Source organism: Cobetia sp. 14N.309.X.WAT.E.A4, assembly GCF_030397495.1.
Lineage (GTDB): Bacteria > Pseudomonadota > Gammaproteobacteria > Pseudomonadales > Halomonadaceae > Cobetia > Cobetia marina.
Genome location: NZ_JAPNXT010000008.1, coordinates 89065 through 103071 on the forward strand (window position 1 = coordinate 89065; position 14007 = coordinate 103071).

The 14007-nt window shown below is 62.8% G+C and carries 13 protein-coding genes; 5 read left to right on the plus strand and 8 right to left on the minus strand.

Features of this window, described 5'->3' with window-relative positions; all coding sequences use genetic code 11:
• Nucleotides 1-53 precede the first annotated feature (53 nt).
• Together OW493_RS12115 and folM are read left to right on the plus strand one after the other, a co-directional pair.
• Entirely contained in the window at nucleotides 54-848 is a 795-nt protein-coding gene (locus OW493_RS12115) for an FAD-binding oxidoreductase (protein ID WP_176494248.1), read from the plus strand.
• 33 nt (nucleotides 849-881) lie between these two features.
• On the plus strand, nucleotides 882-1595 hold the full coding sequence (gene folM / locus OW493_RS12120; protein WP_084207826.1) for a dihydromonapterin reductase: 714 nt from the start codon (nucleotides 882-884) through the stop codon (nucleotides 1593-1595).
• Nucleotides 1596-1747: 152 nt separating this feature from the next.
• Here the strand turns inward: folM and OW493_RS12125 are convergent, their stop codons facing one another.
• Both OW493_RS12125 and OW493_RS12130 read right to left on the minus strand, forming a co-directional pair.
• Nucleotides 1748-2458 carry an anti-sigma factor gene (locus tag OW493_RS12125; RefSeq protein WP_077377873.1) on the minus strand — a complete coding sequence of 237 codons (711 nt, stop codon included), beginning with the start codon at nucleotides 2456-2458 and terminating at the stop codon, nucleotides 1748-1750.
• Nucleotides 2437-2991, minus strand: coding sequence for a sigma-70 family RNA polymerase sigma factor (locus OW493_RS12130; protein WP_077377876.1), 555 nt, complete (start codon nucleotides 2989-2991; stop codon nucleotides 2437-2439). Before OW493_RS12130 ends, OW493_RS12125 begins: the two co-directional genes overlap by 22 nt.
• A 728-nt stretch (nucleotides 2992-3719) precedes the next feature.
• On the opposite strand from OW493_RS12130, the gene OW493_RS12135 reads away from it, so the two are divergent.
• Both OW493_RS12135 and OW493_RS12140 read left to right on the plus strand, forming a co-directional pair.
• Nucleotides 3720-4880: a 3-deoxy-7-phosphoheptulonate synthase gene (locus OW493_RS12135; RefSeq protein WP_289864298.1), complete on the plus strand. Its 1161-nt coding sequence runs from the start codon at nucleotides 3720-3722 to the stop codon at nucleotides 4878-4880.
• A gap of 240 nt (nucleotides 4881-5120) precedes the next feature.
• The gene (locus tag OW493_RS12140; protein ID WP_289864299.1) at nucleotides 5121-7271 is read left to right on the plus strand and encodes a PhoX family phosphatase; all 2151 of its coding nucleotides are present in this window, start codon (nucleotides 5121-5123) and stop codon (nucleotides 7269-7271) included.
• A 214-nt stretch (nucleotides 7272-7485) separates the two neighbouring features.
• Here the strand turns inward: OW493_RS12140 and ppk1 are convergent, their stop codons facing one another.
• Complete coding sequence (ppk1, locus tag OW493_RS12145; RefSeq protein ID WP_077377882.1) at nucleotides 7486-9654, minus strand: polyphosphate kinase 1; 2169 nt, start codon at nucleotides 9652-9654, stop codon at nucleotides 7486-7488.
• Nucleotides 9655-9813: 159 nt separating this feature from the next.
• Nucleotides 9814-10833, minus strand: coding sequence for a porphobilinogen synthase (gene hemB, locus OW493_RS12150; RefSeq protein ID WP_136939602.1), 1020 nt, complete (start codon nucleotides 10831-10833; stop codon nucleotides 9814-9816).
• 447 nt (nucleotides 10834-11280) lie between these two features.
• On the opposite strand from hemB, the gene elbB reads away from it, so the two are divergent.
• Nucleotides 11281-11967, plus strand: coding sequence for an isoprenoid biosynthesis glyoxalase ElbB (elbB, locus tag OW493_RS12155; protein WP_077377888.1), 687 nt, complete (start codon nucleotides 11281-11283; stop codon nucleotides 11965-11967).
• 122 nt (nucleotides 11968-12089) lie between these two features.
• On the opposite strand, the gene tatC is transcribed toward elbB, so the two are convergent.
• The 4 genes from tatC to OW493_RS12175 form a co-directional block, all read right to left on the minus strand.
• Complete coding sequence (tatC, locus tag OW493_RS12160; protein ID WP_077377891.1) at nucleotides 12090-12881, minus strand: twin-arginine translocase subunit TatC; 792 nt, start codon at nucleotides 12879-12881, stop codon at nucleotides 12090-12092.
• Nucleotides 12881-13285: a Sec-independent protein translocase protein TatB gene (gene tatB / locus OW493_RS12165; RefSeq protein ID WP_289864300.1), complete on the minus strand. Its 405-nt coding sequence runs from the start codon at nucleotides 13283-13285 to the stop codon at nucleotides 12881-12883. Before tatB ends, tatC begins: the two co-directional genes overlap by 1 nt.
• A 5-nt stretch (nucleotides 13286-13290) precedes the next feature.
• Nucleotides 13291-13545 carry a Sec-independent protein translocase subunit TatA gene (gene tatA / locus OW493_RS12170; protein WP_084207831.1) on the minus strand — a complete coding sequence of 85 codons (255 nt, stop codon included), beginning with the start codon at nucleotides 13543-13545 and terminating at the stop codon, nucleotides 13291-13293.
• Between the two features lie 113 nt (nucleotides 13546-13658).
• Entirely contained in the window at nucleotides 13659-13994 is a 336-nt protein-coding gene (locus OW493_RS12175) for a phosphoribosyl-ATP diphosphatase (protein ID WP_077377900.1), read from the minus strand.
• Nucleotides 13995-14007 lie beyond the last annotated feature (13 nt).

The following is a 14007-nucleotide window of genomic DNA, read 5'->3' on the forward strand; positions in this document are numbered from 1 at the left end:
ACCCTGCCTCGGCGCCAGGCGTCGCGGCAGGCTTCAGACAACAAGAGGATACGATGACGGCGCGGACCCTGACCTGTCATGTCGAGAGTGTGGAAGACCTGACCCCGGACGTGTTTCGTGTGCGCTTTGCCGCACGTCCCGAGGCCCTGGCGCATGCGCCGGGCCAGTATCTCGAGATGAAGCTCGACGACACCACCTGGGTACCGTTCTCCATCGCCAACGCTGCCAAGGGAGATGGCGTGCTTGAGCTGCACATCCAGCACTGGCCGGAGCGCAGCAACTCGGCGCGTCTGCGCAGCCTGTTGGTCGCGGCCAATCAGCTGGAGTTGCGCCTGCCGAATGGCGAATGCGTGCTCGATCTCGACGACCCCAGTCCCATCGTGCTGATCTGTGCCGGTACCGGATTCTCGCAGATGCATGCCATGTTGCAGGCAGCGTTTGCACACGGCCTCAATCAGCCCATCGAACTGTGGTGGGCCGCGCGTGAGCGTCGGGATCTGTATCTGGAAAGCGCCGCGCTCCACTGGGCCGCCAGTCAGCCCAATTTCCGCTACGTGCCGGTACTGGAAGAAGCGCCTGAGGCGGGTGATGCCCACCATCAGGCACTGGAAGCGGCTGGGGTCGAGGCAAGCTTCAATGGCCATATCGGTCGTATCGATGATGCGCTGCGAGCGCATGCGGAGAGCATGGCAGGCAAGCGCGTCTATCTGTCGGGCTCGCCCGGCATGGTCTATGCCTGTGTCGATGCGCTGACGCCGCTGGGGGTCGAGGCCAGCGCGCTGAGCTCCGATGTCTTCAGTTATGCACCACGCGAGCCGCTGCTGGATCCGGCGCTGGTATCCGGCTGAAGCTGCCTGACGTTGCCTGAAGGAGTCGAGTGAATGAGTCAGTCCCCCATCCTGATCACCGGTGGCGCCCAGCGACTGGGGCGCTACTGCGCCGAACGTCTGGTGGATGATGGCCATCCCGTCATCATCAGCTACCGACGTGAGCGCGAAGAGCTCGATGCCCTGCGGGCGTTGGGTATCCGCACCGTCCAGGCGGATTTCTCCAGTGAGGCGGGCATCCAGGCCTTCATCGCGACGATTCGTGAGATGACGCCGACGTTGAGGGCCATCGTGCACAATGCCAGCGACTGGGCGCCGGATGGTGGGGCGGAGGAGCGCGGCGAGATGTTCGAGCATCTGTTTCGCGTCCACATGCAGGCGCCGTATCTGATCAATCTGGCGCTGCGTGATCTGCTGGAGGCAGGTATCGAGACTCAGGCCGACATCATTCACATGAGTGATTTCGTGGTCCAGAAAGGCTCGCGCAAGCATGCGGCCTACGCGGCCAGCAAGGCGGGGCTGGAAAATCTGACCTTGTCGTTCGCATCGATGTTCGCGCCACGCATCCAGGTCAACACCATCGCGCCGGCGCTGATCATGCTGCGCCCGGACGACGATGATGACTACGCCGAGCGAGCGCGGGCCAAGTCTGCGATGCAGAGTGTGCCGGGCCCAGGGGTGATCTGGCAGGCGCTGCGTTATCTGCTGGACAGTCCCTATGTCACGGGCACGACACTGCCGGTGGATGGCGGACGTCATCTCACGTGACGGGTGCTTCCTGCCGGTGTCCGGGTAGCCTCCAGAAATCGAGACCCGGCAGAGCAGCATGAAAAAGGCCCCCGCTGAGAAGCGGGGGCCTTTTCGTTGATGCGACGTCGTGTGGTGACGCAGCGTTTGCCGCCAGTGCTTGCAGGCAGTGCCTACAGAATGTGGCGGCCTTCGACGGCGGTGAACTGGCCTTTCTTGAGCGTTGGCCCCATGTTCTGACCGGAGGGAGCGCCGCCCGGATTTTCCAGCGTGATCACCAGGTCGCTGTCGGGGAAGGCGGCCAGATATTCCTTCGGCACTTCCACCTTCATGGTGCCGGAGTGCGGCAGGATGCCCAGTGACATCGGCTCCTTGCCATCCTTGGCCATCAGCCACAGCTCGCAGACCTTGCCGGGGGCCGGGGCGTTGGGGCTGACGGCCTGGACCATCATCTCACCCGAGTGGGAGGCATTGACGATCCAGCCGGGGCTGCTGTCAGGGTTGCTGACCACGAACACGTAGTCGCTCTCCATGCTCTCGTTCTGACCCAGACTGAAGGTCAGGCTGACGGCGAGTGCGAGGCTGAACGCCGTGGCCGTCATGCCTTGCCACAGGCCCAGGCGACGCCACCACGGCTGCCGAGCGGTGCCCGTCGCCTCGGCGATGCCTTGCCAGACATCGGCGGGCGGCGCGACAGGGGGCAGCTGTTCATTGAACACGTTCAGGTGTTCGCGCCAGCGCTCCACATCGCGCTGCAGATCGTGACTCACGGAGAGCAGCGACTCGAAAGCGGCGCGCTCACTGCGTGTCAGGGTTCCGAGCGCGTACTCGCCCGCTGCGGTTTCGCGCAGTTCGGGATCGCTCAGATCAAATGACTCATGCATGTCTTTAACCTCTCGAGTCCACGTCGGACCCAGCTCTTGACGGTGCCCAAGGGCTGGTCCAGTTGGTTGGCCAGATCCTGGTGGGTGAGGCCTTCGAAGTAGGCCAGTTCCAGGGCGCGGCGTTGATCGTCATTCAGCTCGGCCAGACACTGGTGGAGTTCACCACTGTGCTGGGCCAGGTCGACATCTGCCTCGATATCACTTCGACCGGGCATGGCAGCGATCAATTCATCGCTGTCGTGCTCGCTGGGTCGCTGTCGACGTATCCAGTCGATGGCGATGTTGCGGGTCATGGTGCCGAGCCAGGTCATCGGGCGGGCGCGGCCGGCGTCATACTGGCCGGCGGCGGCCCATACCCGGATGTAGACCTGCTGAAGACAATCCTGCGCGGATGCCTCATGTCTCAAGATACGCAGCAACTGAGCGTATAGATGCGCACTGGTTGCGCGATAAAGTCGATCCAGTGCCTTGGCATCCTGCCGGGCACATCCCGACAGATACTCTATCAGTGCTTCATTTCGGGAATCCTGCATGCATGCATTCCAAGCTGTGGGCGCGGTGTCAGGCACCGCTGGACGAATGCGCGTTGCCGATCATGTCGTTCGACAACCAAAGGTTATACTGATGCCACTCCGGGCTGATAGTCCTTCTTTATACGTGCAGGCAACGGTTTGTTGCCCGATCATGCTTGCGTGCGACGTTTCGTAGTGCAAGGATAGAGTCATCGACGCTTCATCGTCATCACTGGACACCGGCCCGACCCATGAATCAATCCTCAAGCTCCCGCCTTCGCACTGCCGCTGCCTGCCCTTCGGGTCAGCTGGCGTCGGCTGCGTGTGCGGCCGGCTATTGGTATTGGTTTACACAGGGGCGCGCCTGAGGTTACGGCGTGCCTGTCTCGTACGGGCTGCCACCACCTTGAAGAACCCCCGGTCGCAGCCACGACCGGGGGTTCTTGCGTTTGGGCCCGGCAATCTCTCATGACGAGAGAGGCGTGCCACCCTAACGTGCCAACGATGATTGCAGCATGAATGACTGGAGGAATGACCATGCGTACCACGATCCCGACTACCCGCTTGTCTTTCGCTTCCGCTCGGGTCGTGCATGGTTATTGGCGCTGGCGATTTAGCGGCGTCCTGCCTCTTTCCGCTGTCACCGCGGGGCAGGGCGAGCAACATCGGGGTGACGATTCGCGAAGTCCCTGTCTGTCAGAGTGAATATTGCGTGATGAAGCCGAAGCTTCGTCACAGGAGAGAAGACCATGAACGCCAGCCTTGAACGCGTGTTGACGAATGACCCGCACACAGCCGATACCACTGTCGACACCATGACCGCCGAGACTACCCCCGTGACCCGCTTCGATGCCGCCCAGACACCGACCACTCCCGGACGCATCAGTCGTGAAGCCCTGCCCAGCGCCAGCGAATTGCGCGCGCAGCTGCCGGTGGATGCTGACCTGGCCGGCCAGATTCGCCAGCACCGCGCTGAGATCAACGCGATTCTTGCCGGGGAGGATGATCGTCTGCTGGTGGTGGTCGGCCCGTGTTCCATCCATGATCTCAAGGCCGCGCGTGAATACGCCCAGCGCCTTGCGGTGATCGAACCGCAGGTCCGTGATCGCCTCAAGCTGGTGATGCGTGTCTATGTCGAGAAGCCGCGCACGACGGTGGGCTGGAAGGGGCTGGCCTATGATCCGCATCTGGATGGCAGTGATGACATGGCCAGCGGCCTGCGTCAGGCGCGCGAGCTGATGCGCGAGATCAACCAGCTGGGCCTGCCGGTGGCGACCGAGCTGCTGCAGCCCCTGACCGCCGCCTACCTGGAAGACCTGCTCGGCTGGGCGGCCATCGGGGCACGCACCACCGAGTCACAGATCCACCGCGAGATGGCCTCCGGCCTTGGCTGCGCCGTAGGCTTCAAGAATGGAACCGATGGTGGGGTCGAGGTCGCCGTGCAGGCGATCGGTGCGGCAGCTCACGGGCATCGCCACTTCGGCATGGATGACTGCGGGCGCCCGGCGCTGATCGAGACCGCGGGCAATCCCCACACCCACGTGGTGCTGCGGGGCGGCCATGGTCAGCCCAACTACGATGCAGACTCGGTGGCCGCCTGCCGGCGAGAGCTGGAAGGGGCCGGTCTGACACCGCGACTGATGGTCGACTGCAGTCATGCCAACTCGCGCAAGGACCACCGTCGTCAGAGCGAAGTGATGCTGGATGTGCTCTCCCAGCGTCTGGCCGGTGATGACGCCTTGATCGGCGTGATGCTGGAAAGCCATCTCAACGAGGGCAAGCAGGCATTGCCGGCAGCGGACAAGCTCTCGCAGCTGCGTCATGGCGTTTCCGTGACCGATGCCTGTCTCGGGTGGGAGACGACGGAGCATCTGCTGAGTCTGGCGGCAGAGCGTCTGCGAGACGCCTGACCCAGACACCACCCTGCTGGTGAAGCCCTCTTTCCTCACGGCTGACGGAGCAGGTCTCGCGCTTGTGAATTCCCCGCGCCCGATGGTCATGCGACCGTCGGGCGCTGTCGTTTGCATGAGGCGTATCGTTCGCGTCATACGACTGTCATTTGGTTCGCGTATCACTCTTGTTGCCCTTGGCGGCCCCACAGGGGCCAGGCCTGAAAAGAACAACCCGCAACCTGACTACGGGGAAGCAGCATGAGCAAGGAAATTGAAGATCATCGCCTACTGAATGCCAGTCACAACGAGACATTCTCTTCCATCATCGACAAGCACCTTTCCCGTCGTCGCGTGTTGCAGGGTGGTCTGGGCATGGCGGCTGCCAGCATGCTGGGCGGCTTCGGGCTGGCGGGCCTGAGCGGTGCGGCCAATGCCGACAGCGGCAAGAGCACAGGGACCCCGGCGAAGACACCGCTGGCGCTGGCCTTCGAGTCCATCAAGGGCTCTCGCACGGATGCCTTCGTGGTACCTGCAGGGTATACCGCCCATGTCCTGGCACCGTGGGGCACCCCGCTCAACGACAAGGCACCGCAGTGGAGTGAATCGCTGGCGATGACGCCGGAGGCCCAGCTCAACAGCATCGGCATGCATCACGACGGCATGCACAACTTCGCGCTGAGCGAAGGCACCGCCTCCAGCAATTTCCTGCTGGTGATGAACAATGAGTACATCGATCAGGATGCCCTGTGGGCGCCCAAGGGCGGCGCGACCAATGCGGAGTCCGGCAAGCGCCCGGCCGATGAAGTGCGTACCGAGATCAATGCCCACGGCGTGACCGTCGTCGAAGTCAAGAAGGATGCCGGCGGCAAGTGGGATGTGGTGAGCAACTCCGGCTACAACCGTCGCTATACCAGCGCCAGCGAGATGGTGTTGAGTGGCCCGGTGGCAGGCAGTGATTACGTCAAGACTGCCTTCTCTCCGGATGGCACGCGCACGCGTGGTACCAACAACAACTGCGCCAACGGCTATACCCCCTGGGGCACCTACCTGACCTGTGAGGAGAACTGGCCGGGGTACTTCGTCAAGCGCAGTGATCGTCAGAGCGATGATGATCGCATCGGCATCGAGACCGAGCGTGGCCGCTACGGCTGGGAAACCGCCGCGGGAGATGCCAGCGAAGTCGATGGCGAATTCGCGCGCTTCGACAATACGCCGACGGCGGACAGTGCCGACAAGGATTATCGCAATGAGCCACGTACCTTCGGCTACATCGTCGAGATCGACCCCTACACCGGTGAGAAGGCCGTCAAGCGCACCGCGCTGGGACGTTTCCGTCATGAAGGCTGCTGGCCGGGCAAGCTGGTCGAAGGCGAGCCGGTGGTGTTCTATTCAGGGCATGACTCGCGCAACGAATACATCTACAAGTTCGTCTCCGATGCCAGGTGGGAGGCCGCCGATGCGCACGTGCCGGGAGCCGACAAGAATCGCCTGACGATCGGTGACAAGTATCTGGACAAGGGCACGTTGTATGTTGCCCAGTTCTCCGCCGACGGTACTGGCAAGTGGCTGAAGCTGACGCCGGATGCCGTGACCAGGGATGGCCGGACGCTGGCCGCTGCGCTGGGCCTGGCGGCCGATGATCTGGCCGGCGTCATCATCCATACCGCGGACGCGGCGGATCTGATGGGCGCCACGCCGATGGACCGCCCGGAGTGGGGTGCCGTCGACCCGGCTTCCGGTGAGGTCTACATGACACTGACCAACAACTCCAAGCGCACCGAAGAGGGGACTGCGGCTGCCTTCACCAATGACGGCAAGGCCATCGAGGAGCCGGGAGTCGGTTACAAGACGGCGCCGACCAATGCCGCCAACCCGCGCGGTGGCAACGAGGCAGGACAGATCATCCGCTGGCGTGAGGCAGGGGATCACACCGCCTTCGATTGGGAGATCTTCGTGTTCGGCGCGGCGGCCAGTGACGCCGACAACCTGTCCGGCCTGACCGAGATGAATGAATTCGCCAGTCCGGATGGCCTCTACTTCGACGAACGTGAGGACGAGCAGGGTATCCTGTGGATCCAGACGGACAACGGCTACGCCGGTGTGGCGGACGCCACCAATGACCAGCTACTGGCGGTCGTGCCGGCCGCGCTTCAGCAGGCCGAAGGGGATGCTGCCGTGATTGGTGCCGATAACCAGGCACAGCTCAAGCGCTTCGCGGTTGGCCCGAACGGCTGTGAAGTGACCGGCATCTTCGCGACACCTGACAGGACGGCGTTGTTCGTCAATATCCAGCATCCCGGCAACTGGCCGCAGAGTGTGGATGCGACTGCCGAAACTGACGGCAGTGTGCGCCCGCGCGCCGCGACCGTCGTCATCCAGCGTGAAGATGGTGGTCAGATCGGCGTCTGATCCGTTGAGCGCTTGATCCGATCGTCAGCTGCCAGGCCCCCGCATCCAGGATGCGGGGGCCTTTTCATTGTCTGGTTGGGGGGCAGAAGGATCGGGACAGGAGGACTGGGACAAGGCTTGTCTGCTCAACGCAGACGGCCCCCACGCAAGCGTGAGGGCCGAGAGTCAGGTGATCTGGACTGCGCCGGATGAGGCGGGCCTGAGCGGGGCGCGATCAGGCCTTGGCAGCGTAGGCGAACAGCAGGGTTTCCTGCACGCTGATCGGCTCTGCATCGCCGGCATCCAGCTGGGTGTAGTGACCATCGCTTTCCAGGCGCCAGCTCTGGCAGTTGTCGACCAGATAGGTGTCCAGGTCCTTGCGGATGCGCTGCGCCAGCTTCTTGTCGAGCAACGGGAAGCAGGTCTCGACGCGGTGGAACATGTTGCGCTCCATGAAGTCCGCGCTGGAACACCAGGTCTCCGGCTGGCCGGCATTGTGGAAGTGGAAGGTGCGAGTATGTTCCAGGAAGCGACCGATCACCGAGCGGACGCGGATATTGTCGGAGATGCCCGGAACGCCCGGACGCAGACAGCAGACCCCGCGGATGATCAGATCGCACTGCACGCCCGCGCGTGAGGCGCGATACAGCGCGCGGATCAGCTTGGGTTCGGTCAGTGAGTTGCACTTGATGATGATGTGGGCGCGCTTGCCCTTCTCGGCGTTGCGCGCTTCCCGGTCGATCATCTCCACCAGTCGCTCATGCAGTGTGAAGGGGGCATGCAGCAACTTCTCGATATTGCGTTGCTTGCCCATGCCGGTCAGCTGCTGGAAGACCTTGTGCACGTCCTCGCACAAGGTCTCGTTGGACGTCAGCAGGCTGTAATCGGTGTACAGGCGCGCCGTCTTGGCGTGGTAGTTGCCGGTGCCGAGGTGCGCATAGTGGCGCAGCTCGCCATTTTCTCGCCGCACGATGTGCAGCATCTTGGCATGGGTCTTGTAGGCCATCACCCCGTAGATGACGATGGCGCCTGCCTCCTGAAGGCGGGAGGCCAGCTGCAGGTTGTCGGCTTCATCGAAGCGGGCACGCAGCTCGATCACCACGGTGATCTCCTTGCCCTGGCGTGCAGCTTCCACCAGCGAGGAGACGATGTTGGAATCGGCTCCGGTGCGATAGAGCGTCTGCTTGATGGCCAGCACGTTCGGGTCGCGCGCTGCCTCGGCCAGCAGACTCTCGACCGGCGAGAACGACTGGAAGGGGTGATGCAGCAGGATGTCCTCGCGGCGAATGGCATCGAACAGGCTGTTGTCACTCTTGAGTGCCTTGGGCGTGCCGGGAGTGAACGGTGCGTAGAGCAGGTCCTCGCGGCCCACGTCGCCGATGACTTCCATCAGGCGATTGAGATTGACCGGTCCCTTCACCTGATACAGGTCTCGCTTCTCCAGCTCGAACTGCTTGAGCAGGAAGGTGTAGAGCGCCTCCGGACAGTTGTCCGCCACTTCCAGGCGCACGCCATCGCCGTAACGCCGCGCCAGCAGCTCGCCGCGCAGCGCCGAGGCCAGATCCGAGACATCCTCGGCATCCACCGAGAGGTCGGCGTTGCGCGTCAGCCGGAACTGGTAGCAGCCCTTGATCTTCATCCCCGGGAACAGCTCCTGGGCATGGGCATGAATCATCGAGGACAGGAAGACGTACTCGGTATAGCCGCTCTCTGCGAGCGCTTCCGGCACGCGAATCAAGCGCGGCAGCGAGCGCGGAGCCGGAAGAATGGCCAGGCCGCCCTCGCGCCCGAAGGCGTCCTTGCCTTCCAGCTCGACGATGAAGTTGAGGCTCTTGTTGACCAGGCGCGGGAAGGGATGTGATGGATCAAGCCCGATCGGGCTGATGACCGGCTGAATCTCTTCCTCGAAGTATTCACGAACCCAGGCTTTCTGGGCGTCGTTCCACTGATTGCGGCGACGGAAGCGGATGTGTTGCTCTTCAAGCGCCGGAATCAGTTCTTCGTTGAGGATGCGGTACTGGCGCTCCACCTGCTCGTGGGTGATGCGCGAGATCTCGTCGAGCACCTTGCCGGGCAGCATGCCATCCGGGCCGGGCTCGGTGCGGTCGAAGGCGATCTGATGCTTGAGACCCGCCACGCGGATCTCGAAGAACTCGTCCATGTTGGACGTGAAGATCAGCAGGAACATCAGCCGGTTGAGCAGCGGATGCGAAGTGTCCTGCGCCTGCTCCAGTACCCGGATGTTGAACTGCAGATTCGACAGCTCACGGTTGAAATACAGGGCGGGGTCGGCCAGGTCGGCTTCGGGGGAGGGCGTGACCTTGGCGTGAATGCCCTTGCGCGTGCGATTGACGCGCAGGGGCGGAGGTTCAAGGGCTGGCGGCTCGTCGGTGACCAGCTCCATGTCGCCCTCTTTCCCCCGGGACGCCGCCGGGGCGGCAGCGTCCTGATGCGGTTGGGGAGCGGTGTCCAGCGAGGTGTCTGACGCGTCATCTATGGCGTTCTTGTGGGTCTGTTCCATCATCAACTCCATGACCCCGGTCAGACACGGTCGCCGGGGTAGTCAAAGGCGATTCTTCTCCGCCAGCAGTTCCGCGGCCCGGCGGGCAAAATAGGTGAGAATGCCGTCGGCACCCGCACGCTTGAAGCACATCAATGATTCGAGAATGACCTTGTCGGCATCCAGCCAGCCGTTCTGGAAGGCGGCCATGTGCATGGCGTACTCGCCGCTGACCTGGTAGGCGAAGGTCGGCACTTCCAGTTCACGCTTCACGCGGGACACCACATCCAGGTAGGGCATGCCCGGCTTGACCATCACCATGTCGGCGCCCTCGGCAAGATCCATGGCCACTTCATGCAGCGCTTCGTCGCTGTTGGCCGGATCCATCTGGTAGGTCTGCTTGTCGGCCTTGCCCAGATTGCCGCTCGAGCCCACCGCATCACGGAACGGGCCGTAGTAGTTGGAGGCGTACTTGGCCGAATAGGCCATGATGCGGGTATTGATCAGGCCTTCCTGTTCCAGCATGGCACGGATGGAGCCGATGCGGCCGTCCATCATGTCAGAAGGGGCCACGACATCGGCGCCCGCTTCCGCGTGTGACAGTGCCTGCTTGATCAGGGTGTCCACGGTGCGGTCGTTGAGCACGTAGCCGTCATCATCGAGGATGCCGTCCTGGCCATGCACGGTGTAGGGATCCAGCGCCACATCGGTGATCACGCCCAGCGTCGGGATGGCTTCCTTGAGGGCACGCACCGCGCGCTGCACCAGGCCATTGGCGTTGTAGGATTCCTCGGCCAGCAGGCTCTTGGCCTCGGCATCGATCACCGGGAACAGCGCGATGGCCGGCACGCCCAGCGCATGGACCTCACGGCATTCCTCGACCAGCAGGTCGATGGACAGGCGCTCGACCCCGGGCATGCTGGTCACGGCTTCACGACGCTGCGAACCTTCCAGCACGAAGACCGGCAGGATCAGATCATCGGCCGTCAGCTGGTTCTCGCGCATCAGGCGGCGAGAGAAATCATCCTTGCGCATGCGGCGCATGCGAATCGCAGGAAACTGGCGTGGGGTACGTTGGCTCAAGAGAGGCTCTCCGGATCTAAGGCTCCGGTTCCGTGAGGGACGCTGGAAGTCTAGGTCTATAATATTTCAATGATATTACAGGTCAGACGGCGCCCATACGACCGAAGGAGATGGGATTGGCCGAGCAAGCTGTCGGCACGATGCCTTCGAGTATATCAGTGCATGCAGGTCGGAACAGGGGCGCGGCATGGGGCAGGGTGTCGCGTCGTGTGCACTGTCATCCTGCCCGCCGAACCGCGAGGGGCGCCCTTGAGATGTGGCCATGCCGCCCATAGTCTTGGGGCATCGGAGTGACGAATACCCAGGTGCTGCAGGCCGCCGGCATCATCTGTCCTTTCCAGCCGGTACCTCTTCACATGGTGCTTGCCTGTAGCGGATTCCTGTACGAATCTGTCACTTCTGACCTGTCGGCAGCCGCCGAGCAGTTCACCGTCAATGGAGTAACACATGACCAAGCAGGTAGCCCTGATCCTATCCGGTTGCGGTGTCTATGATGGCTCCGAGATCTACGAAACGACCCTGACCATGCTTCGGCTTGATCAGCTGGGCATCCGCTACGAGTGCTTCGCTCCGGACATCGATCAGCATCATGTGCTCAACCACGCCACCGGCGAGGAAATGGACGAGACACGCAATGTGCTGACCGAGTCGGCTCGCCTGGCGCGTGGCAAGGTGCGTCCGTTGCCGGAGCTGTCCGCCGAGGACTTCGACGCGCTGATTCTGCCCGGTGGCTTCGGTGCCGCCAAGAATCTCAGCAACTTTGCCGTCAAGGGCGCGGATCTGACGCTGGTGGATGGTCTGCGCGAGGTGGTGCAGCCCTTCCATGCGGCCGGCAAGCCGATCGGCGTGATGTGCATCGCGCCGGTGATGGTGCCGAAGCTGCTGGGCGAGGGGATCTCGGTCACCATCGGCACGGACCCTGAAGTCTCCGGCGCCATCAGTGCCCAGGGCGGTCTGCACAAGAGCTGTGAGGTGACGGATATCGTGATTGATGCCGCCAATCGCGTGATCACGACGCCAGCCTACATGCAGGCAGAGCGCATCTCCGAGGCTGCCGAAGGCATCTTCAAGCTGGTGGAGCGTCTGAACGGCTGGATCGAGGAAGACCAGGCCAAGGCCAGTCAACAGGATTGACACGGTCGCACGGCACCCAGCAGGAAACGACGAAGCCCCCGCCATTGGCGGGGGCTTCGTCGTTTCCTGCGTCATGATTCTTGCGCGTCATCGTTCAGGCGCTGTCTGCTCGAGACTTCGCGTCAGGGGGCCTGCTGCGAGGCCTCATCATCGCTCGCCGGACGGCGGCGCTTGAAGGCGCGTGCGGCGAGAATCCCGACCTCGAACAGCAGCCACATCGGAATCGCCAGCAATGACTGCGAGATGACGTCAGGCGGTGTCAGCAGCATGCCGACCACGAAGCAGGCGATCACGATGTAGGGGCGTTTCTTGCTCAGCACCTCCACGGACGTGGCCCCCGTCCAGATCAGCAGGAAGGTGGCGATGGGAATCTCGAAGGCCACACCGAAGGCGAAGAACAGCTTGAGGACAAAATTCAGGTACTGATTGATGTCCGTCATGATCGCCACGTTCTCGGGGCCCGTGGTGGTGAAGAACTGGAACAGCAGCGGGAAGACGACATAGTAGGCAAACGCCGCGCCCGCATAGAACAGCAGGATGCTGGAGGCCAGCAGCGGCAACGCCAACGCCTTCTCGTTCTCGTAGAGTCCCGGCGCGATGAAGGCCCAGGCCTGATAGAGCACCGCCGGAATCGCCAGGAACAGCGCCACCACCAGTGTCAGCTTGAAGGGGGCCAGGAAGGGCGAGGCCACCTCGGTGGCGATCATCTGAGAGCCGGGAGGCAGCAGGGCCATCAGCGGCTCGGCCACATACAGATAGATCTGATTGGAGAAGCCATACAGCGCCGCGAATACCACGAGGACCACGACAGTCGCACGCAGCAGGCGGGAGCGCAGTTCGATCAGATGCTCGATGAGCGGGGCGTGGGCAGCCTCGCCGGAGGCGGAGGGCTGCGGGTCATGCGGATCACTCATCAGGAACGCGGCTCCCGTGACTCACTGGTGGGGGTGGCGGAGGTCTCTTGCTCGCCTGAGGTCGTCTCCGTCGTCGAGTGAGCACTGTCGGCGGCAGGCGAGGCGTTGGCATCCTCCTGTGACGCGGGCGAGGAACGCGTGATGGTGGTTTCCACCTCACGCGCCTCATTGCGGGCATGTGCCAGGGTCTCGTCGAGCTGCTTCTTCTGCTCATTGAGCGTCTGACGCAGTTCTTCGGCTTCCAGCTGGGCGCTGATTTCCTGCTGGATCCCCGAGACGCTGCGCTTGATGCGCCCCAGCCACAATCCCGCCGTACGTGCCGCCCGGGGCAGACGCTCCGGGCCGAGCACGATCAATGCCAGCAGCGAGATCAGTGCCAGTTCAAAAAAGCCGATGTCGAACATGCGGCTTACGAGCGCTTGTCAGCGGTATCGCGGCGCTCGGCCTCGACATCGATGGTATCGCCGCGGGATTCACCGTGGGAGACCTTCTGCTGAGGAGCCGTGTCTTCGGGGGCCTTTTCCTCTTCCTTCATGGCGCCCTTGAAGCCTTTGACCGCGCCACCGAGGTCTGATCCGACGTTGCGGAGCTTCTTGGTGCCGAAGATCAGGATGATGATGCCGAGCACGATGAGGAGCTGCCAGATACTGATGCCACCTAACATGGGAAGTTCTCCATTTTGGCCGATGGGACTAGGTCACGAGGCCTTGAGTCTTGCAGGGTGAGAGCACCACTGCCAGGGAAATCGGCTTGCGCTGCAAGTCGTCTGCTTGATCATCACTGACCGCGAGCGGCCTTTTCATCATGGCCGGAGACGCCGAAGCGTCGCGCCAGCTCATCCAGCACGTCCTGATGGTCCAGCCCGAGGTGAGAAAGCATCACCAGCGAGTGGAACCACAGGTCGGCGGTCTCACCGATCACTGCACGGTGGGAGTCCACGTCGTCCTGAGTGAAATCCTTGGCGGCCAGTACCGTTTCCGTGGCCTCTTCGCCAATCTTCTCCAATACCTTGTTGAGGCCCTTGTGATGCAGGCTCGCGACATAGGAGGACGTCGGATCAGCGTCGCGCCGCTCTGCCAGTACGTCTGACAGGCGGTTGAGAATATCACTCATGAATCATCATTCC